This is a genomic window from Psychrobacter sp. ANT_H3 (assembly GCF_027919975.1).
Taxonomy (GTDB): domain Bacteria; phylum Pseudomonadota; class Gammaproteobacteria; order Pseudomonadales; family Moraxellaceae; genus Psychrobacter; species Psychrobacter maritimus.
Window position 1 is genome coordinate 114,481 of sequence record NZ_JAQISM010000016.1, and the last position, 23,508, is coordinate 137,988.

Consider the following 23,508-nt stretch of genomic DNA (forward strand, 5'->3'; position numbering starts at 1 on the left):
GATATATTCGATGATGATGATGATGATGATGATGTTGATGCAAGTGACTACATTAGCGGCTACCTAGCTACATACTGGAACTAGCTACATACTGGAATAGGTGAGTGAATGGCTGTTTACTGATACAGTAACGGTCAATATGTCAAAAATTAAAATAATTCATAAACGATATTGGAGCTAATATGAGTGTAGAAAATCCATCGATAGCGGCAGGCAACGCATCTAAAGGTATTGTGATTATTGGTGCAGGCTTGGCAGGATGGCACGTGATTGATGCTATTCGTGCAAAGGATAAAGACGTTCCGATTACCTTAATCACCTCTGATAATGGCGATCGTTATCATAAACCTATGCTAACCATGGCAATTAGCCAACAGAAAAGTGCCGCCGATTTGGTGCGGGCAACGGGTAGCGATGCCGCAGAGGCGGCGAATATTACCTTACTTGCCAATACGCAAGTGACGGATATTGACGCTGCTGCTCAAACCATACAGCTTATTTCGGCGCTGCGCTCAGACCCTGTTTATACCAATTACGCCACTATCAGCTATGAGAAATTGGTACTGGCGATGGGCGCGCATCCTATCTTTCCATCGAGCTTACCGGAGGATTTGGTTTGGCATGTCAACCATATCGAGCGCTTTGGCCAATTACAAGAGAAGCTCGCAGCTGGCAGTCAGCATGTTGCCATCGTTGGTGCTGGTATGGTTGGAACGGAAATTGCCGAAGATTTATTAAAAGCCGGTCATAAGGTTACGTTGATTGATTTAAATGACGCGCCGCTATCGCAAATGCTGCCGCCACAAGCGACAGCTCGTATTGCCAAAGCAGTGCAGTCGCAGGGCATTAATTTTTTAGGCGGTTATCAAGTATCTAATGTCATGCGTAATAATGATGGTAAGCTGCAAGTCAGCTATGAGCCGGTCGCAGCAGCTACCGACAGTAATATTGCTCAGCCTCTCGAACCATTAATCGTTGACCATGTCATTGCCAGTACGGGTCTGACGGTTGATGATAAATTGCCAGCAGCTGCTGGGGTTGAGTTCAATCGCCGCACCGGTATCGTGGTCGATGCGCCAACGCTGCGTACCAATACTGATAATATCTATGCGATTGGCGACTGTATGTCTATCAATGGCGTTGCCTGCCGTTATGTCGCGCCACTGCGCGCGCAGGCGGCAACGATTGCTGATGATATCTTGGGTCACGAACACGGCGGTTATGAGCATAAGCCGCCGATGATTCGCTTAAAAAATAAAGCGATATCGGTGATGGCAACGGGCGTACCGCAGGCTGCTGGTAATTGGCAAGTAATCACTGAAACGGATGACGAGCTTATTATGGAATTGCTTGATGAGAATAATGCAGTCAGCGCGACGGTAACGATTAAAGCGCCGCCAATGGTTAAAGCCTAATCGTTAGAGGGCTAAATATTATCTAAATCTAGAGTTTGTTGTCTAATTCTAATAATAGGTTTGAAAATTAACTCTCATCAAAAAACCAGTTATGCAGCAAATGCATAACTGGCTTTTTTGTGTCAAATATTTGTCATGCTTTTATGCTATCTTTTACTCAGCGATTATTTTTAGTAACTAATTAAATGATACATATTGTATTACTATTATTGACAGCCTTCGATTTAAGGCGGTATAGTAGCTAACGCTCGTCAAGACCTGTTCAAGGAACAATGAATGGGTGACAGGCGACTCATTAGCAACATAAAAAGTAAAACGAAAGGACTCGTTATGACTCAAGTTTCTGACTTCGATACCATTCTAAATAATATCCCCAGCATCAATATGGGTGCACGCTCAGCAAATGCGCCACTTACCCAAAGCTATGACAAGGGCCCTGATGTGCCGCTGATTGAGGCAACCATCGGTGATTTCTTTGATGCGATTGTATCAAAATATCCTGAGCGCGAAGCACTGGTCGTGCGCCATCAAAATATCCGCTGGATGTATCGTGAGCTACAACAGCATGTCAATCAGCTGGCTAGTAGTATGATTGAGATGGGTCTTGAGATTGGTGATCGCATCGGTATCTGGTCGCACAATAATGCTGAATGGCTTTTGATGCAACTAGCGACGGCGAAAGTCGGCGTTATCCTCGTCAATATCAATCCTGCCTATCGTACCTTTGAGCTGCAATATGCCTTAAATAAATTGGGCTGCTCAGCACTCGTGCTCATGCGCCATTTCAAAAGCAGTGATTATGCCAGTCTAATCCGTGAGCTGTGTCCTGAAATTTATCATAAAGATTATACTCAGCTTGATTTGGTCGAGATTCCAACCATTGAGCGCATCATTTGGATTGATGAGCCAAACTCTGATGAAGAGTTTGGTTTTATGCAGAAGTTCTCTGCTTGGATGGCGGAAGGCGATGCCAATGATCCACGGGTTGCTGAGCGTCAAGCCCAGCTTAAAAACACGGATGCTATTAACGTCCAATTTACCAGTGGCACGACCGGGACGCCAAAAGGTGCGACGTTAAGCCATCGCAATATCCTCAATAACGGCTACTTTATCGGTGAGGCCATGAATCTCACTGAGGAAGACAGACTGTGTATTCCAGTACCTTTATATCACTGCTTCGGTATGGTGCTCGGCAACTTAGCGATTCTGACGCATGGCGGTTGTATCGTCTATCCGAACGACGGTTTTGAGCCATTGTCAGTCCTGCAAGCCGTCGAAGAAGAAAAATGTACGGGTCTGCATGGCGTACCGACGATGTTTATCGCCGAGCTCGACCACCCTGAATTTGAAAACTTTGATTTATCGACTTTGCGTACTGGCATTATGGCCGGCTCTAGCTGTCCGATTGAAGTGATGCGCCGTGTCATTGATAAGATGCATATGAGTGAGGTCACCATTGCTTATGGCATGACTGAGACCAGTCCCGTTTCCTGCCAGACCAATGAGCATACGCCACTTGAGAAGCAAGTATCGACCGTTGGTTTGGTGCAACCTGCGCTTGAGGTTAAGGTCGTCGATACCGAAACGGGTGAGATTGTACCTTTAGGTGAAACTGGCGAGCTGCTGACCCGTGGTTATTCAGTGATGAAAGGCTATTGGGGCAGTCGCTTTAAAACCCGCGAAGCCATTCAAGATGGTTGGATGCATACCGGTGATTTGGCCACCATGGACGAAGATGGCTATGTCAAAATCGTTGGTCGTAGTAAAGACATGGTCATTCGTGGCGGCGAAAATATTTATCCAGTTGAGATTGAAAACTATCTTTATCGTCATCCAAAGATTCGTGATGTGCAAATCGTTGGCATCCCAGATGAGCGTTATGGTGAGGTGCTTGCGGCATGGATTATTCCTAAAGAGCCAGATTGCCTGACTGAAGAAGAAGTGCGCCAGTTCTGTAGCGAGCATATCGCTCATTATAAAGTACCGACCTACTATCGCTTCGTGACCGAATACCCGATGACCATCACTGGCAAAATTCAAAAATATAAAATTATCGAACAAATGAAAGAAGAGCTAGGCTTATAGTAAGCTTGCTTGTCAGGTATGAAATAACCAGACCTGACAATCACGGATTAATCATGTGAGTAACGCTTAAAATAAATAGCAGTTAGAATAACTCGCATAAAAAAGCTACTCGCATTTACGCATCAAAGAAAAGGGATATCATGAGCGCTATCATAACCAGTAAACTGAGTCCAAACGCTGCTGAATTTCAGCAAAACAGTGCCGCCATGCAAGCGGTAGTCGATGACCTATATGTGCACTTGCGTAAAGTCGTTCAAGGCGGTTCAGAGCGTGCACGAGCTAAGCATCTAGCACGTGGTAAGCTACTACCTCGTGAGCGTGTCGAGCGTTTGCTTGATGTCGGTACGCCATTTTTAGAGGTCGCGCCAATGGCAGCGCATGATATGTATGGCGAAGAGATTCCAGCGGCTGGCGTGATTGCGGGTATCGGCCGTATTAATGGCACTGAGTGTATGATTGTCTGTAATGATGCCACGGTAAAAGGCGGCACTTACTACCCAATGACGGTCAAAAAACACCTACGTGCACAAGAAATTGCGCAAGAAAACAACCTACCTTGTGTATATTTGGTGGATTCAGGCGGCGCTAACTTACCCAACCAAGATGACGTATTCCCTGATAAAGAGCACTTTGGCCGTATCTTTTTTAATCAGGCCAATATGAGTGCTGCAGGCATTCCACAGATTGCTGTGGTTATGGGTAGCTGTACGGCGGGCGGTGCATACGTACCAGCGATGAGTGATGAGTCTATTATTGTTAAAGATCAAGGCACCATCTTTTTGGGTGGTCCACCACTCGTAAAGGCAGCAACAGGCGAGGAAGTCACCGCTGAAGATTTGGGCGGCGGCGATGTACATACCCGTCTGTCAGGGGTGGTCGATCATTTGGCGCAGAACGACACTCATGCATTATCGATTGCCCGCAATATCGTCAGCCATCTCAATCGTCCTGCCAAGCAAATTCCGAATCAAATCAAACCGCTTCCACCACGCTATGATGCCAAAGAGTTATACGGCGTTATTCCAACCGATAAGCGCAAACCCTTTGATATCAAAGAAATCATCGCTCGTATCGTCGATGACAGTGCCTTTGATGAATTCAAAGCACGTTTTGGTACGACACTGGTTTGTGGTTTTGCTCATATCGAAGGTATGCCAGTTGGCATCATCGCCAATAATGGCATCTTGTTTAGTGAGTCGGCGCAAAAAGGCACGCATTTCATTGAGCTGTGCTGTAAACGTAAAATCCCATTGATATTCCTACAAAACATTACCGGCTTTATGGTCGGCCGTAAATACGAAAACGAAGGGATTGCCCGTCATGGCGCCAAAATGGTCATGGCAGTAGCCAACGCGAAAGTGCCGAAATTTACCGTCATTGTCGGTGGCTCGTTCGGTGCCGGTAACTACGGCATGTGCGGCCGTGCTTATAGCCCACGTTTCTTATGGATGTGGCCAAATGCGCGTATCTCGGTGATGGGCGGTGAGCAAGCCGCCTCGGTACTGGCGACCGTCAAGCGTGACAATTTCGACCGTAAAGGTGAGGAATGGAGTGCGGAAGATGAAGCTGCCTTTAAAGCGCCGATTCTTGATATGTACGAAGAGCAAGGTCACCCATACTACGCGACAGCACGTCTCTGGGATGACGGGGTGATTGACCCTGCCGATACCCGTAATGTACTGGCATTAGCGCTTAGTGCGGCTCACAACGCACCGATTGAAGAAACAAGTTTTGGTGTCTTTAGAATGTAAGGGTTTTAAGGTCTGCCCATAATAATTTACTACTGCGTCATCCTCATTTGAAGTACGATTTGTACATCTGCATTCGGTTTCCTTGTATTAATATTATTATGGATTGACTGAAAGTTTGATTAAATACCTATAGAAAGATACCTACATAAAAAATATAGAGAAAGTTATGAAAAAAGACAGTGATAAAAAGTCTGATAATTATAAAAGCCTATTGGTCGATATCGATCAGCACAAGGCTACAGTGACGTTAAATCGCCCTGAGATACGCAATGCCTTTAACGACGAAATGATTACCGAGCTAACGGAAGTATTTAACAAGCTTGGCACTGATAATAACGTCCGAGTCATTGTGTTAGCGGCTGCTGGTAAAGCGTTTTGTGCTGGTGCCGACCTTAATTGGATGCGTGCCATGGCGGATTATAGCTATAAGGAAAATCTAGCGGACGCGGACAAATTGGCACAAATGCTTAAGACCATTTATGAATGTCCTAAGCCAACGATAGCTGCTATACAAGGTGATGTCTATGCAGGTGGTATGGGCTTGGTCGCCGTTTGTGATGTAGCAATCGCGGTGAGAATCGCCAATTTCTGCTTGAGTGAAGTGCGTTTGGGATTAGCCCCTGCAACGATTAGCCCTTATGTGATCAAGGCATTGGGCGCACGAGCTTCGCAGCGCTATTTTTTAAGTGCGGAAGTATTCGATGCTAAAAAGGCGCGTCAGTTGGGCTTTATCCATGAACGCGTCAGCGAAGAGTCGCTTGACGATGCCGTTGCGGCGTTTTGCGATAAAGTGGTCAAAAACAGCCCCGATGCGGTTAAGACATGCAAACGCTTATTGCATGAAGTAGCGGGCGCACCCATTACCGATGAATTGATTGCCGATACCGTCAAAGGTATTGCTGATATTCGTTCATCAGAGCAAGGTAAAGAGGGCGTGCAAGCTTTTTTGCAAAAGCGTAAACCAAGTTGGTTAACGACAGACTAGTAGCAAAAAACGATAGTCAAGCCGATAAATAAAAACGATAAGTTACAGGGATAGTTATGTTTTCTAAAATTCTAATCGCCAACCGTGGTGAAATTGCCTGCCGTGTTGCAGCGACTGCCAAGCGTCTGGGTGTAAACACCGTCGCTGTTTATTCTGATGCTGACCGTGAGGCCAAGCATGTCGCTGTCTGTGATGAAGCGGTTTATTTGGGCGGATCGTCTCCCAAAGACAGCTATCTTAAAGGCGACGCTATCATTGCGATTGCTAAACAGACTGGTGCACAAGCGATTCACCCCGGTTATGGTTTTTTAAGTGAAAACGCCGATTTTGCGCAAGCCTGTCAAGATGCAGGACTGATCTTTATTGGTCCATCCGCTGATGCTATTCGCGCGATGGGCGGCAAATCTGAATCCAAGCGTTTGATGGAAGCCGCTGGTGTGCCACTGATACCAGGTTATCATGGTGACAATCAAGATGCCGAGTTTTTAAAACAGCAAGCTGATAGCATTGGCTATCCTGTGCTGATTAAAGCCAGTGCGGGCGGTGGCGGTAAAGGCATGCGTATCGTTGAGCAGAGCAGCGATTTTATTGACCTGTTGGACTCATGTCGCCGCGAAGCCATTACCAGTTTTGGCAATGACCAAGTATTGATTGAAAAGTACGCCCTAAAACCACGCCATATCGAAATTCAAGTATTTGGTGATACGCATGGTAACTATGTGCATCTGTTTGAGCGTGATTGCTCGGTACAACGCCGCCATCAGAAGGTATTAGAAGAAGCGCCAGCTCCAGGTGTTGACGCTACCATGCGTGAGGCGATGGGCACAGCGGCAATTGAAGCGGCGCGTGCGGTCAATTATTTTGGTGCAGGTACCGTTGAGTTTATCGTTGAACAGCGCGAAGGTTCTATGAGCTTTTATTTCATGGAGATGAATACCCGTCTGCAAGTTGAGCATCCGGTTAGTGAAGCCATTACTGGTGTCGATTTGGTCGAGTGGCAACTCTTGGTCGCCGCGGGTCAGCCATTACCTAAGCAGCAAGATGAGCTGGCGATTAATGGTCATGCGATTGAAGCGCGTATCTGTGCAGAAAACCCTGACAATGGCTTTTTACCTGCGACAGGCACTTTATTTACTTATCAAAAGCCTGAGCACAGTACCTTTGTTATTAATAAAAGCGGTACCGATGTACGTATCGATGATGGGGTACGCGAGGGCGATGTGATTAGCCCATTCTACGACTCTATGATTGCAAAGCTTATCGTTCATGCGCCCACTCGCGAGCAAGCATTAGCGAAACTTGATCGCGCATTGGGACAAACGCGTATTGTTGGCTTGCCGACTAACGTGGCGTTTTTGCGCTATATTCTCAATACTGAGTCGTTTAGCCAAGCCAATCTCGATACGGCGTTGATAGAGCGTGAGGCGGACGAGCTGTTTAATCAGCATCCGCTGCAGTTATCGACGCTTGCTGTTACTGCTATCGCGCAGCAGCTTGCCAGTGAAGGGATTGCACAAGACGCAGATGCAGATCCATTTAGTAAGCCTACCGGTTTCCGTGCTTATAGCGATTACACAAGATCGTTTAGCTTGGTTTATGATGAGCAAGCGTACCAAGCACGTATTAGCAATTGGCACAATGCCCATTATTCTGATAGTAAAAAGGGTGCTGAAAATACCAGCAGCTTTACGTTGGTCATTGAAAAAGAGATCGCGAGTAACGACACTCAAGATAATGTCAATGTAGCCGCTCAGACAGAGAGTGTTTATGAAAGTGAAGTCAGCTACGCCAGCAGTGACGCACACAATCATACTTTATGGTTAGAAGGCGCACGTATTAGTGCTCAAAGTTGGGTACATAATGAGACCGTTTATGTGTTCACAGATAGCGGTCGGGACGAGATTACGCTAATTGATATTATGGCACATGTGGGCGAAGAGTCTGCAGCGGTCGGTAGTTTGAAGTCACCAATGCCAGGGCAGGTCGTTGCCTTTAAAGTGGCTGTCGGCGATAGCGTGAAAAAAGGCGAGCCACTTGCCGTTATCGAAGCGATGAAAATCGAACATACCATTACCGCACCGACTGATGGCGTGGTAGCAGAGTTGTTATTTGCGGCGGGCGACTCGGTTGCTGATGGTGATGAGTTACTGCGTATTGACACAGTAGCTAGCGAAGCTTAACAACTGAAGTATAAGAACAATGAAAGGATAATAACCATGAGCCATTCGTATCCAGAGCACGTCACCATCGTTGATGTCAGTCCACGTGATGGCTTGCAAAACGAAGCAATGACGGTACCGACTGCGGTTAAACAAAGGCTGATCAACGATTTAATCGCAGCAGGCATCAAAAAACTCGAAGCGACCAGCTTTGTCTCGCCAAAGTGGGTGCCGCAAATGGGCGACAATAGCGCACTGCTCGAAGCTTTAGAGCCCACACGCCATGCCGATGTTTGTTATTCGGTACTCGTGCCCAATATGCGTGGTTTTGAAAATGCGATCAATCATCGTCCTGATGAAATCGTAATTTTTGGCTCAGCCAGTGAAACCTTTAGCCAAAAAAACATCAATTGCAGTATCGATGAAAGTATTGAGCGTTTTGCACCTGTTGCCGCTGCTGCAAAAGCAAAAGGTATCAAAGTGCGAGGCGTTATCTCTTGCACGGTCGGTTGCCCTTATGAAGGCGAGATTGATCCTAGCCAAGTGGCTTATGTCACTAAGCGTTTGGTTGAGATTGGTTCAGAGCAGATCGGTATTGCTGATACCATTGGTGTTGGTACGCCGCTCAAAGTGCAGCGCGCGCTACAAGCCGCACTGGAATACGCTGATATCAGCATGCTATCAGGTCATTTCCATGATACTTATGGTCAAGCCGTGAGTAATACTTTAGCCGCTTTACAAATGGGCGTCAGTGAATTTGATACCTCAGTGGCTGGACTTGGCGGCTGCCCGTATGCCAAAGGCGCAACGGGTAATGTCGCAACTGAAGACGTCGTTTATATGCTGCATGGTATGGGTATTAGCACCGGTATTGACTTGGATAGACTTGTCGTAGCTGGCGAGCGTATTAGTGACTTTCTCGGTCGCCGCAATGGGTCAAGCGTAGCGCGTGCTATCATCAATAAACGTCAGGCTTAACCAATTGCATTAAAAACACAGTGGCTTTAAAAAAACAGATTAAAATTCAAAATTCAAAATTTAAAACATCAAAATACAAGGAATGGTTATGAGTTTACCTGGATTGAATTTTCAGCTTGGCGAAGATATCGACGCATTACGTGATGTGGTGCAGCAGTTTGCAGCAAAAGAAATCGCCCCGCGTGCCGCTGAGATTGACAGCAGCGATGAGTTCCCAATGGATTTATGGCAAAAAATGGGTGATTTAGGTCTACATGGCATCACGGTTCCTGAAGAGTACGGCGGCTCTAACATGGGTTACGTTGCTCATATGGTGGCGATGGAAGAGATTAGCCGTGCTTCTGCCTCTGTAGCGCTGAGCTATGGTGCGCACTCTAATCTGTGTATCAACCAAATCAAACGTAATGGCTCAGAGGAACAAAAACAAAAATATCTGCCTAAGCTCATTAGTGGTGAATTCATTGGTGCGCTGGCGATGAGCGAAACCGGTGCGGGATCAGATGTCGTTAGTATGAAGCTAAAAGCCGAAGAAAAAGATGGCAGTTACGTGTTGAATGGTAGCAAAATGTGGATTACCAATGGTCCTGATGCGGACGTGATGGTGGTTTATGCTAAAACCAATCCCGAAATGGGCGCGAAAGGCATGACGGCATTTATCGTGGAAAAAGGCATGAAAGGCTTTGGTACAGCGCAAAAGCTCGATAAGCTCGGCATGCGCGGTAGTCATACTGGTGAGATGACTTTTGATAATGTTGAAGTCCCTAAAGAGAATATCTTAGGCGGTCTAAACGAAGGCGTCAAAGTACTTATGAGTGGGCTTGATTATGAGCGCGCAGTATTAGCCGCTGGTCCTATCGGTATTATGCAAGCAGTGATGGACAATGTCGTTCCTTACATCCATGATCGTAAGCAGTTTGGTCAAGCGATTGGTGAGTTCCAACTCATCCAAGGTAAAGTCGCGGACATGTATACCATCCTGCAAGCAGGTCGTAGCTTCTTATACACCGTTGGCAAGAATTTGGATATGCTCGATCAACGCGGTGCTGGTCATAGTAGAGAAGTACGTAAAGATTGCGCCAGTGTGATTTTATGGTGTGCCGAAAAAGCCACATGGATGGCAGGCGAGGGCATTCAAATCTTTGGTGGTAATGGCTATACCAACGAGTATCCACTTGGTCGTTACTGGCGTGATGCTAAGCTCTATGAAATCGGCGCGGGTACCAGTGAGATTCGCCGTATGTTGGTCGGTCGTGAATTGTTTAACGAGACCAAGTAAAAATTATTGAGGGTTCGTTAGATAGTAAATTCGAAATAAAATGGATACATTAATATCCTCGTGCTAATGGGCAAAATTTTTCTTACTTGCTGTTCGCAGGCGTGAAAGAGGCTGCGAAAAACTCAACCCATTAGCACTCTATATCGGTTTTGAGTCAAATAAGCCATAATAAAAAAGCAGTACGCTTAAAACGTACTGCTTTTTTTATTTATACAAACGCTCAAAACACTATGTCTGTTTACTATGGTCAAAATAACGTGCCAAACCATTTAATAATAAATCATCGCGCAGGCGCACTGAACGATTAATATGTTGCGCAATGATATGAGCATCACCACCAGTCATAATGAGCTCAAAGTTGGGATGCCGGTTACTGATCTCATTGATGGCACCAACGATGGATAATAATATCCCACGATGGACCGCATCTTGCGTGGTGGTGCCCTGACTGACGCTATCAAACGTACCGTTAGAGATGGTGATTTGCTTGGTGCCTGAAAATAGTGATTCACGTTGCAGATAGATGCTTGGGAAAATATAACCGCCTAAATGCTCAGCGTGATCAATCAAATCAATCGTTACAGCTGTACCGCAACCAATCACACATTGACGCTTTTTCTTATCAACTGCGCCCAGCATTTGTAGCCAACGATCGCAGCCGAGCTGCTTGTCATTGTAGGCGCTACGCATCAATGGGTGTGCCGCATCAACATGGACAAACTCAAACGGAATATCTAGACGACTCAAAGTCTCTGATACTTTTACGTTCAACTCGTCACCCAGTACAGATGATATGCCGATAAAGTCGGGCGCATAACGCTCAAAACGATCGGTCAAACCCATGAGTAATTCGGCAGGCGCTTGCAAATGCTGCTTGGCATCGTGCGCGACTATCTGCCCGATATCATCGGTGAGCCAGTATTTAAGACGGGTATTGCCAAGATCTAACCAGAGCATAAAAATCCCTTTATATGGTGATCGTTAAGTATGTGGTTTAAGCTTCACGAATCACATCAATACGACCGGTAAAAAGCGCAGAAATCTTACCGTTATCTTCACGCAATTGCAAACAGCCGTTTGTATCAATACTGCAGGCGTCACCAGTGATGACATGCAAATTATCATCATGGTCTTGGCTGACACGTAATCGCAGACCTGCCAGTGCATCCATCGTCGCAAACTCTTGCAAAAAGCTATCTAAATAGTAAGTATGCCCAGTTGGCCTTTCGATATCAAAATGCTCAAAGCGGGACATAGCCGCCAGTAACGCTTCACTAATTTGTTGATAAAGCGTTTGTAAGGTTGGTAGACTGTTCGCGTTATCTGACACCAGCATTCCATAAATATCTTGTAAGCTAATGGCTTGATAGCTCATGCCTTCACAAGTTTGTGCGGTTAGCTTTGGCGTGGCTTGTACATTCAATCCAACGCCCATGACCACGCCGACCAATTTTCCTGCCTTCCACACAGGTTCAATTAAAATACCAGCAAGCTTATTAAGTTGAATAATTTGTGTGTCTGGTTCAGCTTTATCTGCTTCAGGTAAATTTTGATAAAAGCCCAAATCATTGGCCCATTTTACGCCGATAGGGGTTAAACTTTGCGCGCGTAATTGTTCATTTAACCTTTGGATAATAGGCATTTTTGCCAACTCGACGCCGATAATTAACGATAATAAACCGCTAATGGGCATGTGTACTGGATGATATAACGACAGATAAACATTGCCGCGCGGTGATTGCCATGAACGACCACGCTGTCCACGCCCTGCGCTTTGGGTCTCAGCCGTTAATAGATGCAACTCAGTAGCGTCAAGCGTAGCATCTTGCACAGCGTCTATCAGCTCACTATTGGTAGAAGCGCTGCTGGTCACATGACGATGGGTAAGCTCAGGCAAATGGACAGAATAATTGACTGGTGACGGCATAGATATAGATAACGGCATAAATTTAGTCGCTGTAGTTCATATAAGGTTTAATCGAGTCTTTAAGATAGCATTTGATATACTAAGGCAATTTTAAAAATGACAGCCATCGGCAGAATTGTCACGACTTAAATACTAATGACGCGCAGGCGCTGGTTATTATCATCTAAAAATAACCATTATAAAAGGTAGTACTATGATGTTGTATGTGTGGTTTGTCATTGCAGGGGCGTTTGCTGGGGTCAGCGCAGGTTTGTTTGGCGTCGGCGGCGGCATGATTATCGTGCCAGCATTGGTATGGATTTTTACTGCGTATCATTTCCCTCCTGAAGTGGTGACGCATTTGGCGATTGGCACATCACTTGCGACCATTGTAGTGACTTCGATCAGCTCATTAACTGCGCATAATAAGCGCGGCGGTGTACGCTGGGAAGTATGGCGCAAAATGGCATTGGGCTTGGTTATCGGTAGTTTGGTTGGGGCAGGCATTGCCGATATGATTGACGGTAAGGTATTGCAAGCGATTATCGGTGTCGGCGCGTTATTGGTCGCGTTAAAAATGCTGTTCTTCTCTAACAAAGAGCAGTTGGGTAAGCCGTTACCGTCCGCTGGTGTGCAGTTTGGCGCGGGTACGGGCATTGGTATGGCATCGTCTATTTTTGGGATTGGTGGTGGCAGTTTGACCGTACCGTTTTTAAATTGGGCAGGGCTACCGATGAAACAATCGGTCGGCACTTCAGCTGCTTGTGGTTTACCTATTGCGTTGGCTGGCGCGGCAGGCTTTGCATGGTTCGGTCAAGACGTGGTCAATTTGCCTCAGGGTACGATAGGCTTTGTCCATATCACAGGATTTTTATGCATTTCCGTTGCTAGCTTTGCGATGGCAAAAGTTGGTGCCAAGCTTGCTCATGTATTACCTGCGCTAACGCTTAAGCGTGCCTTTGGCGTTTTGCTATTGTTTGCGGGCGGGCAGCTTTTGTTAAGTGGAATTGGGGTGATTTAATAGTCTCAAATTCAAATAGAAATTAGAACGCCAACTTAGGAATACTATTGGATGAAAGCTGCAGAAAAATATCGCCGTGTATTTGGCTCAATCAGCCATCTAAAGGATGAAATACCATGGACAACTGGTTTATCTAATATGGTAGAGTTTTTAGTATGGGAACCGCAACGTGTTCTTGGTATTAGCAAAAAGCAATATGTAAGACAGATTATTGAATGGACAATGGTTCCAGAGCTGAAAGATAAGAGCTTGCAAGAAATCGAGCAAGCTGTTAGTAAAAACTTGAATCAAAAAATGAGTGAGTCTGAGCAATTAGAGACTTATTCAACGCAAACGATAGGTATTTGTAATGCTAGGGAAGCGGTGCGCCGCGTAAAGTTCTTTTCTGAGGATTATCTAAATAAAGAGTTCGATATTTTTCTCAGTTTATGTAGTGACATTTATCTAAACCTATTTTATGGGCAATTCATTAAATTTGAACAATGTGGCTCATGGTCAACACACGGCAATAGCGGCATCTTTGAATTTAGTACTGAACTGAAAGCTATGTTCATGGATAATCTGTCTTACAATCATCAGGCGAATATATTGATCGCCAATGAATTGAAGCTTAATGGCAAGAAAAACGCTGACCAAATATTAAAATACTGCTTAATGTACAAGTATTTATTAGAAATAGGCTTCATTGATAAAGGTGCAAAGTTTTTACTACTGTTTATCGGCGGCAGTATTATAAAAGAGGATAAGCAAAGCCTAATTAATCAAGAAATAGCTATGTGTCAAAGCAAGCCAGAAAAATACCAACACTTATTACAGCCTGATTTATTGGAAGTAGTTGCCCATTTAGAAGTTGCGAGTATCTCTTGGCAGTCACTGATTGAGTTTAATAATCATTATTTGAATGAAAATGAGGTTTGCCAAGTCGAGCAAAAACTATTGCGAGGATTTAATCAAAGTCTTCAATCAAAATCGTTTATGCACTTATGACTTTAACTCTAAAGCTCATTACGACTTTAGATGAAATAGCTGCCTATTTCTTATCAATAGCATCTAGCCCTAAACGCATCCACCGTCGTGCCAGCTCGTCACGGTCAGTGAGCATATTCCATAGCGCATCTTCACTAAAGATAGAGTGCTCTTTACCTGAGTGTTCAATTGGCAGATCCGCTTCACGATCCGCCATCCATTGCGGATTTAGATAGTAATCTTTCAGCTCATTTAGCAAGGTTTCAGCTTGCAAAAACTGCTGCTGCGCCTCAAGCTGTTTACGATGTAGCTCACACCATTCTTCATATTTTTGTTGTAGTTCTTGCGGATTATAATCAGTCATTTTAATTCTCTTAATTTTTAGTGTTTAAATTAATGATATTGATTTTAAGCCATATTATAGCATCTGTCACAAACCCTAAAAATTTAGCACAATTTGAGGTAGAATAGCCGCCTGTTTTTGCTAAGTTTATTGATCCTTCATGCGTCTAAAATCTCTCAAGCTGGCAGGCTTTAAATCCTTTGCCAATCCAACGACTTTTACTTTCCGCCATGGCATCACCGCCATCGTTGGGCCGAACGGCTGCGGCAAATCCAACGTCATCGATGCCATTCGTTGGGTGCTGGGCGAAACTTCCGCCAAGCAATTACGCGGCGGGGCGATGAGTGATGTTATCTTTGCCGGTACGCAAGATAAAGCGGCCAAAAGTGTCGCCAGTGTTGAGCTGACCTTTGAGCATACGCAAGACGAGCAGACTGGTATTCGCCATGAGTTTAATCTCTATCAAGAGCTGTCCGTCCGCCGTCAGGTGAATTTGGAGGGGCGCTCGGATTATTTTATCAATGGTACGCGCTGTCGTCGCCGTGATGTGGTCGACGTATTCTTGGGAACTGGGCTTGGCGCGCGCAGTTATGCGGTCATCGAGCAGGGCATGATTGGGCGTATTGTTGAATCTAGCCCGTTGCAGCTGCGTGAGTTTATCGAAGAGGCGGCAGGGGTTTCACGCTATCAAGCGCGCCGTGACGAGACGCAAAAAAAGCTAGAGAAGACGCAGGACAATTTAGCACGTCTGCATGATATGCAAAGCGAGCTGGTCAGCCAACAAAAACGCTTATCTAAGCAAGCGGCCAGTGCTGAGCGTTACGAAGAGTTAGCGTTAACACTTGCTGATATTAAACAACAACTTGCCATTCAGCAGTTATATCAAGCAAAGCATAATCAGCAGCAGCAAAAAATCGCCCATGAGCGTAGCGCTAATGAAGTCGCCACACTACAAGCCAGCTATGAGACTCTAAAAGCTAAGCAAGATAAGCTTTCTGCCCATATCAATCAAGAGCAGTGGCTCAAAGACGATGCCCAAAGTAGCCATTATCAGCAGCAGCTAAGCTATCAACAAGCTGAGCATGAGCTTAGCGATGCCAAATTACAACTAAACATTATCGCACAGCAACTAGCCAGCTTAGAGCAGCAGCGTCAGCAAGCGATGGCTGAGATTGAGCGCTTAAAAAGCGAGCAGGCTGAGCAGCATAATGTGCTAGAAGAGCTGCGCCCGCAACTAGATGAGCTTAATAGTAAACGCGATTCGCATAAACGCAACGAGCAACCATTACAGCGCGCCTACCATGACGCGCAAAATAAGCTATCACGCCTGCAAGATAATGCGCGTACGCTTGAGCAGCAGCAAGCCATTAATAACCAAGCGCAAAAACGCCAGCAGCAAAACCATGAGAAATGGCAGCGTCGCCAGCAAAATTGGCAGGATTTATGGCAGCAATTACAACAGTTTCTATCACCAGTTAAGAGCGCTGGTTTACAAGGTAATACAGATGCGAACAATTTACAGCGCACATTAGAGACACAAGTTACTGAGCTAAATAAACAGCTGCAACAGATTGAACGCCAACAAGACAGCGTGGATGAACGCCTGTCTGAGCTACTACCGCAAGCGCATGATTTACAGCAGCGTCTAAACACGCAGCAGCGCGAGTTAAGCGAGGATGAGAAACGTCACGCAGTCTTAGCAGGTGAGTACGATACTCTACATCAGATATTACATCCTAAACCACTCCCAAAATCGCAACCGCTTGTTAATACAAAGACTGCTAATGCTAAAAGTGATTTAGAGGGCGAAATAGCCAGCGAGTATAACGAATTGGCAATTACCACCTTACGTGAGCAGATTGAGCTAAGCGCAAAAGGGCAACAGCATGCCGAGTTACTCGATAGCGTATTGGCATTATGGTTGGATAGTCATGTGCTGGTTTCTAACCAAACCATGCAGCCAAGCGTTGATAACGTGAGTGATGATTCTGAGAAACCGCACAGCTTATGGCAAGTGCTTGAGCATGACTTAACAGATTTATTTACTTATCAGACTGCGCAAAATGCGCATAGTAGTACGAAAAAGAGGCCTCTAGTAGAAACTGGTCATAGCTTGTGGCTATCTGCTAAGCAAAGCGAGATTAAAGACCATTTATTTATTAGCGAATTACCAGATACTTTAATTGATAAAATACTGCCTTTATCAGAGCTGATTACTGCCCCTAACTTAGCGCTTTGGCAGCAATGCTATTTATATATTGTGCAATCTAAAACGAATACTCAGCAAACGTTAGAAGACTTGGCTAAGATTTTAAAAGCACTGCCATCATCAGCCATTTTACTAACCTCGGACGGTTGGCTTATCAGTCGTCAGGGTACGATTAATCTCAGTAAATTTGCTGATGCGCAAAATGGTCAAAATGAGAGCAATAGCCAATTCTTAAGCCAGCGTTTACAGCAGCGCAGCCGTTTGCAAGCGTTAGAAAATCTGCTTGATGAGTTTGAGATCAAAATCCAAAATCAGCAAAAGGCTATTGCTGAGAATCAACGCAACTATGATGCTCTGACGGTCAGCTTAGAAGAAACGCGCGCGCAAGCTGAGCAATTAACCCGCGATAAACATAAATATCAGCAACAGCTCACCACTAAGCGCGCCAATGCTGAGCGCATCCAAGCGGACAGCCAGCGTCTAAATGCTGATAAAGTCGCTCTTGAGCAAGAACAACAAGAATTAGAGCAAGAGAAGCAGGCTCTAAATCATGAGCAGCAGCAGATCCAAAGCGAGATAGCAGCGCTGACGCCGCAAATAGCCGACGCTCGTGCATTAAGTCAGCAATTGCAGTCTGAGCGTAGTGAGCTAAATCGTGCGCGCCAAACGGATGATGACGCTTGGCAAGCATTGCGACTTCGTATTCAAAAAAGTGAGATGCGTCTAGAACATAGTGTGAGTAGTCTTGTACGGGCAACTGCGCAGCATGAAAAATCGCTACAAAGCGAGCACAGTTTAAAAGCGCGTCATGAGCAGCAGCAAAACAAACTGCCCGCACTACAAGCAGCATTGCAAACAGCACAGAAAGCACGTGATGAGCAGCAAGTAGTATTAACGACACGCGAGGCAGCATTAACGGTGCTTAAGCAAGAATATAGTCAGCAACAGGTCGAGCTAGACAGTTTGCAAAACGCCTTGCAAATGCAGCAAAGTGAGCTTGCCCGCCTCGCCACCGAGCTGGCCTTAAGTGCGGCGCGTTTAGACGATGCCAGTACTCATACGCAAGAAGCGCTAGATGCTTACTATAAAGTCAGCCATAAATATAAAGCGCAATCGGATATAGCGCAGCAGCCCCAGCATCAGCAACAAGTGATGAGCGTCTCAAACTTATTGGCGGATTTTATCGCTCATGATCGCCGTGTGCGTCCAGACAAAATCGCAGAATTAGAATCTGAGCGCGCAAAGCTTGAGCAGCAGCTCAGTAAAATTGGCGCGGTCAATCTCGCTGCAGTAGCAGAATTGGCAGAAGTTAATGAGCGCTTAGAGCCACTCGCGCAGCAGACAGCAGACATTGCTGCTAGTATGGAGACGTTAACGGAGGCGATTGCCTCGATTGATGAAACCACCAAGACGCTATTTATGCAGACGCTTGAGGCGGTCAATAGCGAGCTTGCCAATTTATTTGCCAAAGTCTTTGGTGGCGGGCAAGCAAGCTTAACGCTCAATACTGACGATATGCCTGCTAATGCGCCAAAGTCAGAGCAGTGGCGGGCAGGGCTGACTTTAATGGCGCAACCAAAGGGCAAACGCAATAGTCGCCTTGCTGTGCTGTCAGGTGGTGAGAAAACCTTGACCGCGCTAAGCTTGATTTTTGCGATATTTAAGCAGCATCCGGCCCCGTTTTGTGTGCTTGATGAAGTCGATGCGCCGCTTGATGATGCCAACGTCGCCCGCTTTACTAGCCTCATTCATGAGTTAGCAGACGACTTACAGTTTATTTTTATCAGTCATAATAAGCTGACGATGCAGATTGCCGATGAGCTAAAAGGTGTTACCATGCCAAGCGCAGGTATTTCTACCTTGGTCAGCGTCTCGCTCGATGAAGCCGCGCGTTACCTTTCTGATTAAGATCAGCCCAGTAATAAAATAATTGATAACTGGCAGCCATTGCTAGTGGTATAGTTAGGGCTAGAATATAAAGTCACGCAAATATTTCGGGCTAATGATAAACGATGACTATATGGTGACGATATTAATCAGCCATGCTAGACTATTGCCATTTATTCACTCTTATATCTTCCCTTTTGTCATATATTAGGATGTATTTCTCATGACCGCTATCCAGTTTATATTAATCGCCATTGCCGCATTTATCGTGCTTGCAGGGCTATTTATGGTCATTCGCAGCTTTAAGCGTCGCAGAACTGCTGAGGCTGCCGCGGTCAATTATGATAAAAACGGTATCCCAATCATACCGCGCCACGAGCGCAATATCGTTGATCAGCCAGACTTAGACGACACCGTCGCGGGCGAAACCAGCATCGGCCCTGATCGCAGTTATTTGGATGCAGTCGTTGAAGAAGAACCTTTGACCCAGTCTCATACCCATGTCGATGCACAGCTAACGGCTGAACGCCATGATGTTAATGACGCTAATAACGACGTGATAGATGACGCCGACTATGCGCGCTGGCAAAATGAGCAGCAGCATGCCGATGATAGCGAGTTTGTATCTACTGCTGAGCAGATGAATATCGAACAAGAGCCAGATGCGTTTTCAAGCTTGGTCTCTGCAACCGACAGCCTGATGCCAGTGATTGATACCGCAGACGAGCCAAGCTTTGATAATAATAGTCCGATACTCGATCAGCATCTCTCAGAGCCGGTTGATGAAGCGCAAAACGGTCCGTTAATCAACGCCAAAGACAACATCAATATTACTATCTTGCCGCACCAATACCGTGACCGCCCAGCCGCAATTATCCGTGGTCGCGATTTACTAGCGTTAATTGATAAATACGGTCTACGCTATGGCGCGATGAATATGTTCCATCGCTATGAGCAAAAAGACGGCACTGGCATGCTGTGGTTTAGTATGATGGGCATTACTGATAGTGGTATCGCACCTTTTGACCCGCATAGCGTCGCGACCAATACTTATAACGGCGTGGTGGTTTTCTTATCCTTGCCGCATCCACAAGCGCTGCGTAGCTTCGATAGTATGATGAGCATCGCGTATATGATGGCAAGTGATTTGGACGCCGTTATGCTCGATGAAGAGAACGAACCAATCACCCCTGAATACAAGCAGCAATTGCGTAACCAAGTTCGCGATTATGAAGGTTAAAGTCTAAACAGTTAAAATTACTTCTAAAGGCAAATAGCGATTGACGTTATTTGCCTTTTTTAGTTTTTGGTTTATAAGCGTTTCATTCGCCTGATTTTCTATAAACTTGGTTTTCAACAGAATTGGTTTCCAACAGAATTAGTTTTCTACAAAATCATATCCGAGCATCCTACAAAATTGCTATCATATCGGCATCTTGAATCGCAAAAAAAAGACGCCGACTATGACTGATCCTATCGCACCGCTTACCTCTAAAGACATGAATAACGAGATGAATAAAGACAGTAATACTGCACAATCTGCAAGCAATGATGCTGCTATCGTCACCCAAATGCGCACGCTTATTGATAATTTAAAGACGCATAATTATGCTTATTATGTGCTCGACAATCCGATTTTAGAAGACAGCGAATACGATCAGTTGCGTCGCTCTTTATTAGAGCTTGAAGAAGAGTATCCCGATTTAATACAGCCGGATAGCCCAATCAATCAAGTTGGCGATATGCCACTGTCAGCCTTTACCCAAGTTACCCATGATATTCCGATGTTGTCACTGGGCAACGTCTTTGATTATGACGAGCTGCATACCTTTATGCGCCGCGTCAATGATCGGCTTAATGACGCGCAGAAAAATCCTGAGTATGAGATGGAGCTAAAGCTTGATGGCTTGGCGGTGTCACTCAAATATGCTTATGGGCAATTTACCCAAGCGGTGACGCGCGGTGATGGGCAAACGGGCGAGGATATCACCCAAAACGCCAAAACCATTCGCAATCTGCCGCTTTGGCTTACTGCGGCAAGCGATATTCCGTTGTTAGAAGTGCGTGGTGAAGTGCTGATGCCAAAAGCCGGCTTTGAGCGTCTGAATCGCCTAGCGGAAGAAAAAGGCGATAAAACCTTTGCCAATCCACGTAATGCCGCCGCTGGTAGCTTACGTCAGCTTGACCCCGCTATTGCTGCTAGCCGTCCGCTGGCATTTTACTGCTATTCAGTCAATCAAGGTCTACCTGAGACTATCGATACCCAATCAGCCGCATTGGCTTGGCTTGGTGACATTGGTTTTAGCGTCAGCGCGGTGAGAGTGGTAAAAAACCCACGCGAAGCACAAGCCTATTATGAGTCGATGATTGAAACACGTACTAAACTGCCGTTTGAAATTGATGGCATGGTCATCAAGGTTAATAACTTGGCATTGCAGCAACAGCTTGGTTTTTTATCGCGTGAGCCGCGCTGGGCAACCGCCTATAAATTCCCTGCCGAAACGGTGATGACGCGTCTAAACGATATCGAATGGCAAGTCGGACGCACCGGACAAATCACCCCAGTTGGTAAGTTAGAGCCAGTCAAAGTCGGCGGCGTTACCGTTAGCAATGTTACCTTGCATAACTTTGGTGAAATTCTGCGCTTAGATGTGCGCGCAGGCGATATGGTCAGCGTCCACCGTGCCGGCGATGTCATCCCCAAAGTCACCCGCGTTTGGACAGATCAGCGTCCAGCAGATTCAGAATCTGTTAAATTGCCATCGACTTGCCCTGTATGCGACTCGCCTGTGGTATTGCCTGAAGGTGAAGCGTTGGCACGTTGTACGGGCGGATTGTTTTGTCCTGCGCAGCAGCAAGAAGCGCTTATTCATTTTGTTTCACGTCGAGCGATGGATATCGATGGCTTAGGCGCAAGTTGGCTGATTAGCTTTTTTGAGCACGGCTTGGTCAAGACCGTCGCCGATATCTATCAGTTGCACAAGCATCAAGACGAGCTGATTACGCTTGAAAAACTAGGGGAGAAATCGGTACAAAATATCCTCAGCGCCATTGAAGCGAGTAAGCAGACGACGCTGGCACGCTTTATCTATGCGCTCGGTATTCGCGGTGTCGGTGAGACAACAGCACAGAATTTGGCGCAGCAATTTGGCGACCTTGATAGCCTAATGGCAGCAGATATCGACAAGCTCCTACAAACGCCTGACGTTGGCGCAATCACCGCTGAGCTTGCTTATAAATTCTTCCGCGCGCCGCATAATATCGAAGTCATCACCGCATTACGTGAAGCGGGCGTGCACTGGGATAAGGTTGAGCAAGTGGTGTCAGAGGGATTGCCGCTCGATGGGCAAACGTGGGTCATTACGGGCGCGCTTGATAGCATGGCGCGTGATGAAGCCAAAGCCAAACTGCAAGCGCTCGGTGCCAAAGTCTCAGGTAGTATCTCAGCAAAAACCACTGCGCTGCTGGCAGGTGATAAAGCTGGCTCGAAGATGGCTAAAGCTGAAAAATTGGGTGTGAAAGTAGTGGGTGAAGAAGAGTTTTTGGCGTTGGTTAGGGAGTAGGGCAAGTCCTTGCCATTAAAAGAGGAAAAAGACAGAAACGGAAAAGCATGGCCTCAGCATCGCTTGCTTTAATAGTGGGCAAATATGCGGGTCATGAGCCGTCTTTCTTTAATGGTTCACTCGGCGCTCGTCCCTCGCGTACAGTTTTCATCTTAAGCTTTAGCAGAGAATTACGGTTGCTTTACTGATTCGCGCAAGAATAAGTACTTTTTATATTTTTGAGTAGGGTGCGCCCAGCGCACCCTTAAGAAACGGATTTCCGAGTTTAAAGTATTGTATGATGAGTAATCGAACGTTAAATAATTTACGTAGATAATTGCATTTAATCCAATTTTTCATATTCATGCATTGGTGCGCTGGGCGCACCCTACAACTACTTAAACATCAAGTAAGGAGAAAAAATGACTTGGTCACAACCAATAGGAGAGATTTTTGTTATTGAAGATCAAAAGTATCTGAACAAATGGTTAGGTACGGAGGGGTCACAATTTGATGAAGCGGATTCAGACTATGATAAATCCTGTGAAATTACTGAATACATCGATAAAATATCAGTCAATAATCGCCCAATATTGATTTTAGGTGATGAACCTATGCAAATGATCATTAAAGAGTGTGAAAATGAACACTATTTAATAAGATGGTCTTATGCAAGTGTAGACTTTTATGTTGAAGATCATATTCAAAATATAGCACTTAGTAATCAGCTAGAAAATCAAATACAACCATCGGTCGAAGTATTATTTCAAAGTAATGATATAGTGGTTCATAATGCATCAATTACCGGTAGTAGCGATATGAATACTTTCAAAATAAAGCTAAACAAACCTAACGTGATAGTCACCACGTATAAGTATGAACCTGATGAAGAAACTTTAATGATATGTCATCGATTCAGTTGTAAGTAAAATAGGGTGCATCCAGCGCACCAGATAAAGCTAACCCAAAAAAAGAAATATAGTAT

At 45.5% G+C, this 23,508-nt stretch carries 16 protein-coding genes; 13 read left to right on the forward strand and 3 right to left on the reverse strand.

Annotation, left to right across the window (positions count from 1 at the left end; translation table 11 throughout):
• Positions 1-182 precede the first annotated feature (182 nt).
• From PG901_RS09535 to PG901_RS09565, 7 genes are all read left to right on the forward strand, one after another.
• Entirely contained in the window at positions 183-1,415 is a 1,233-nt protein-coding gene (locus PG901_RS09535) for an FAD-dependent oxidoreductase (RefSeq protein ID WP_201624733.1), read from the forward strand.
• 330 nt (positions 1,416-1,745) lie between these two features.
• The gene (locus PG901_RS09540) at positions 1,746-3,500 is read left to right on the forward strand and encodes an AMP-binding protein (protein ID WP_201624734.1); all 1,755 of its coding nucleotides are present in this window, start codon (positions 1,746-1,748) and stop codon (positions 3,498-3,500) included.
• A 140-nt stretch (positions 3,501-3,640) separates the two neighbouring features.
• Complete coding sequence (locus tag PG901_RS09545) at positions 3,641-5,251, forward strand: carboxyl transferase domain-containing protein (protein ID WP_201624735.1); 1,611 nt, start codon at positions 3,641-3,643, stop codon at positions 5,249-5,251.
• A 166-nt stretch (positions 5,252-5,417) separates the two neighbouring features.
• Positions 5,418-6,236, forward strand: a complete 819-nt coding sequence (locus PG901_RS09550) for an enoyl-CoA hydratase/isomerase family protein (protein WP_201624736.1) — start codon at positions 5,418-5,420, stop codon at positions 6,234-6,236.
• A 56-nt stretch (positions 6,237-6,292) separates the two neighbouring features.
• Entirely contained in the window at positions 6,293-8,416 is a 2,124-nt protein-coding gene (locus tag PG901_RS09555) for an acetyl/propionyl/methylcrotonyl-CoA carboxylase subunit alpha (RefSeq protein WP_201624737.1), read from the forward strand.
• A 36-nt stretch (positions 8,417-8,452) separates the two neighbouring features.
• On the forward strand, positions 8,453-9,373 hold the full coding sequence (locus PG901_RS09560) for a hydroxymethylglutaryl-CoA lyase (protein WP_271134322.1): 921 nt from the start codon (positions 8,453-8,455) through the stop codon (positions 9,371-9,373).
• Between the two features lie 88 nt (positions 9,374-9,461).
• The gene (locus tag PG901_RS09565; RefSeq protein ID WP_201624739.1) at positions 9,462-10,649 is read left to right on the forward strand and encodes an isovaleryl-CoA dehydrogenase; all 1,188 of its coding nucleotides are present in this window, start codon (positions 9,462-9,464) and stop codon (positions 10,647-10,649) included.
• Between the two features lie 228 nt (positions 10,650-10,877).
• Here PG901_RS09565 and PG901_RS09570 read toward each other — a convergent pair whose 3' ends face one another.
• Together PG901_RS09570 and PG901_RS09575 are read right to left on the reverse strand one after the other, a co-directional pair.
• The gene (locus tag PG901_RS09570) at positions 10,878-11,606 is read right to left on the reverse strand and encodes a pantothenate kinase (protein ID WP_201624740.1); all 729 of its coding nucleotides are present in this window, start codon (positions 11,604-11,606) and stop codon (positions 10,878-10,880) included.
• Between the two features lie 37 nt (positions 11,607-11,643).
• Positions 11,644-12,594, reverse strand: coding sequence for a biotin--[acetyl-CoA-carboxylase] ligase (locus tag PG901_RS09575; RefSeq protein WP_201624741.1), 951 nt, complete (start codon positions 12,592-12,594; stop codon positions 11,644-11,646).
• 178 nt (positions 12,595-12,772) lie between these two features.
• Between PG901_RS09575 and PG901_RS09580 the strand changes: the two genes are divergently transcribed.
• On the forward strand, positions 12,773-13,576 hold the full coding sequence (locus PG901_RS09580) for a sulfite exporter TauE/SafE family protein (RefSeq protein ID WP_201624758.1): 804 nt from the start codon (positions 12,773-12,775) through the stop codon (positions 13,574-13,576).
• 51 nt (positions 13,577-13,627) lie between these two features.
• Positions 13,628-14,563: a hypothetical protein gene (locus PG901_RS09585; RefSeq protein WP_201624742.1), complete on the forward strand. Its 936-nt coding sequence runs from the start codon at positions 13,628-13,630 to the stop codon at positions 14,561-14,563.
• 43 nt (positions 14,564-14,606) lie between these two features.
• On the opposite strand, the gene PG901_RS09590 is transcribed toward PG901_RS09585, so the two are convergent.
• Positions 14,607-14,906: a DUF4298 domain-containing protein gene (locus PG901_RS09590; protein ID WP_201624743.1), complete on the reverse strand. Its 300-nt coding sequence runs from the start codon at positions 14,904-14,906 to the stop codon at positions 14,607-14,609.
• A gap of 139 nt (positions 14,907-15,045) precedes the next feature.
• On the opposite strand from PG901_RS09590, the gene PG901_RS09595 reads away from it, so the two are divergent.
• The 4 genes from PG901_RS09595 to PG901_RS09610 all read left to right on the forward strand — a co-directional run bounded on the left by PG901_RS09595 (position 15,046) and on the right by PG901_RS09610 (position 23,452).
• Positions 15,046-19,002, forward strand: a complete 3,957-nt coding sequence (locus PG901_RS09595; protein ID WP_201624744.1) for an AAA family ATPase — start codon at positions 15,046-15,048, stop codon at positions 19,000-19,002.
• Positions 19,003-19,204: 202 nt separating this feature from the next.
• Positions 19,205-20,221 (forward strand): cell division protein ZipA C-terminal FtsZ-binding domain-containing protein, encoded by a 1,017-nt coding sequence (locus PG901_RS09600; protein ID WP_201624745.1) that lies wholly within the window; start codon positions 19,205-19,207, stop codon positions 20,219-20,221.
• A 223-nt stretch (positions 20,222-20,444) separates the two neighbouring features.
• Positions 20,445-22,544 carry an NAD-dependent DNA ligase LigA gene (ligA, locus tag PG901_RS09605; protein ID WP_201624746.1) on the forward strand — a complete coding sequence of 700 codons (2,100 nt, stop codon included), beginning with the start codon at positions 20,445-20,447 and terminating at the stop codon, positions 22,542-22,544.
• A gap of 401 nt (positions 22,545-22,945) precedes the next feature.
• Positions 22,946-23,452 (forward strand): Imm21 family immunity protein, encoded by a 507-nt coding sequence (locus tag PG901_RS09610; RefSeq protein ID WP_201624747.1) that lies wholly within the window; start codon positions 22,946-22,948, stop codon positions 23,450-23,452.
• Positions 23,453-23,508: the final 56 nt, after the last annotated feature.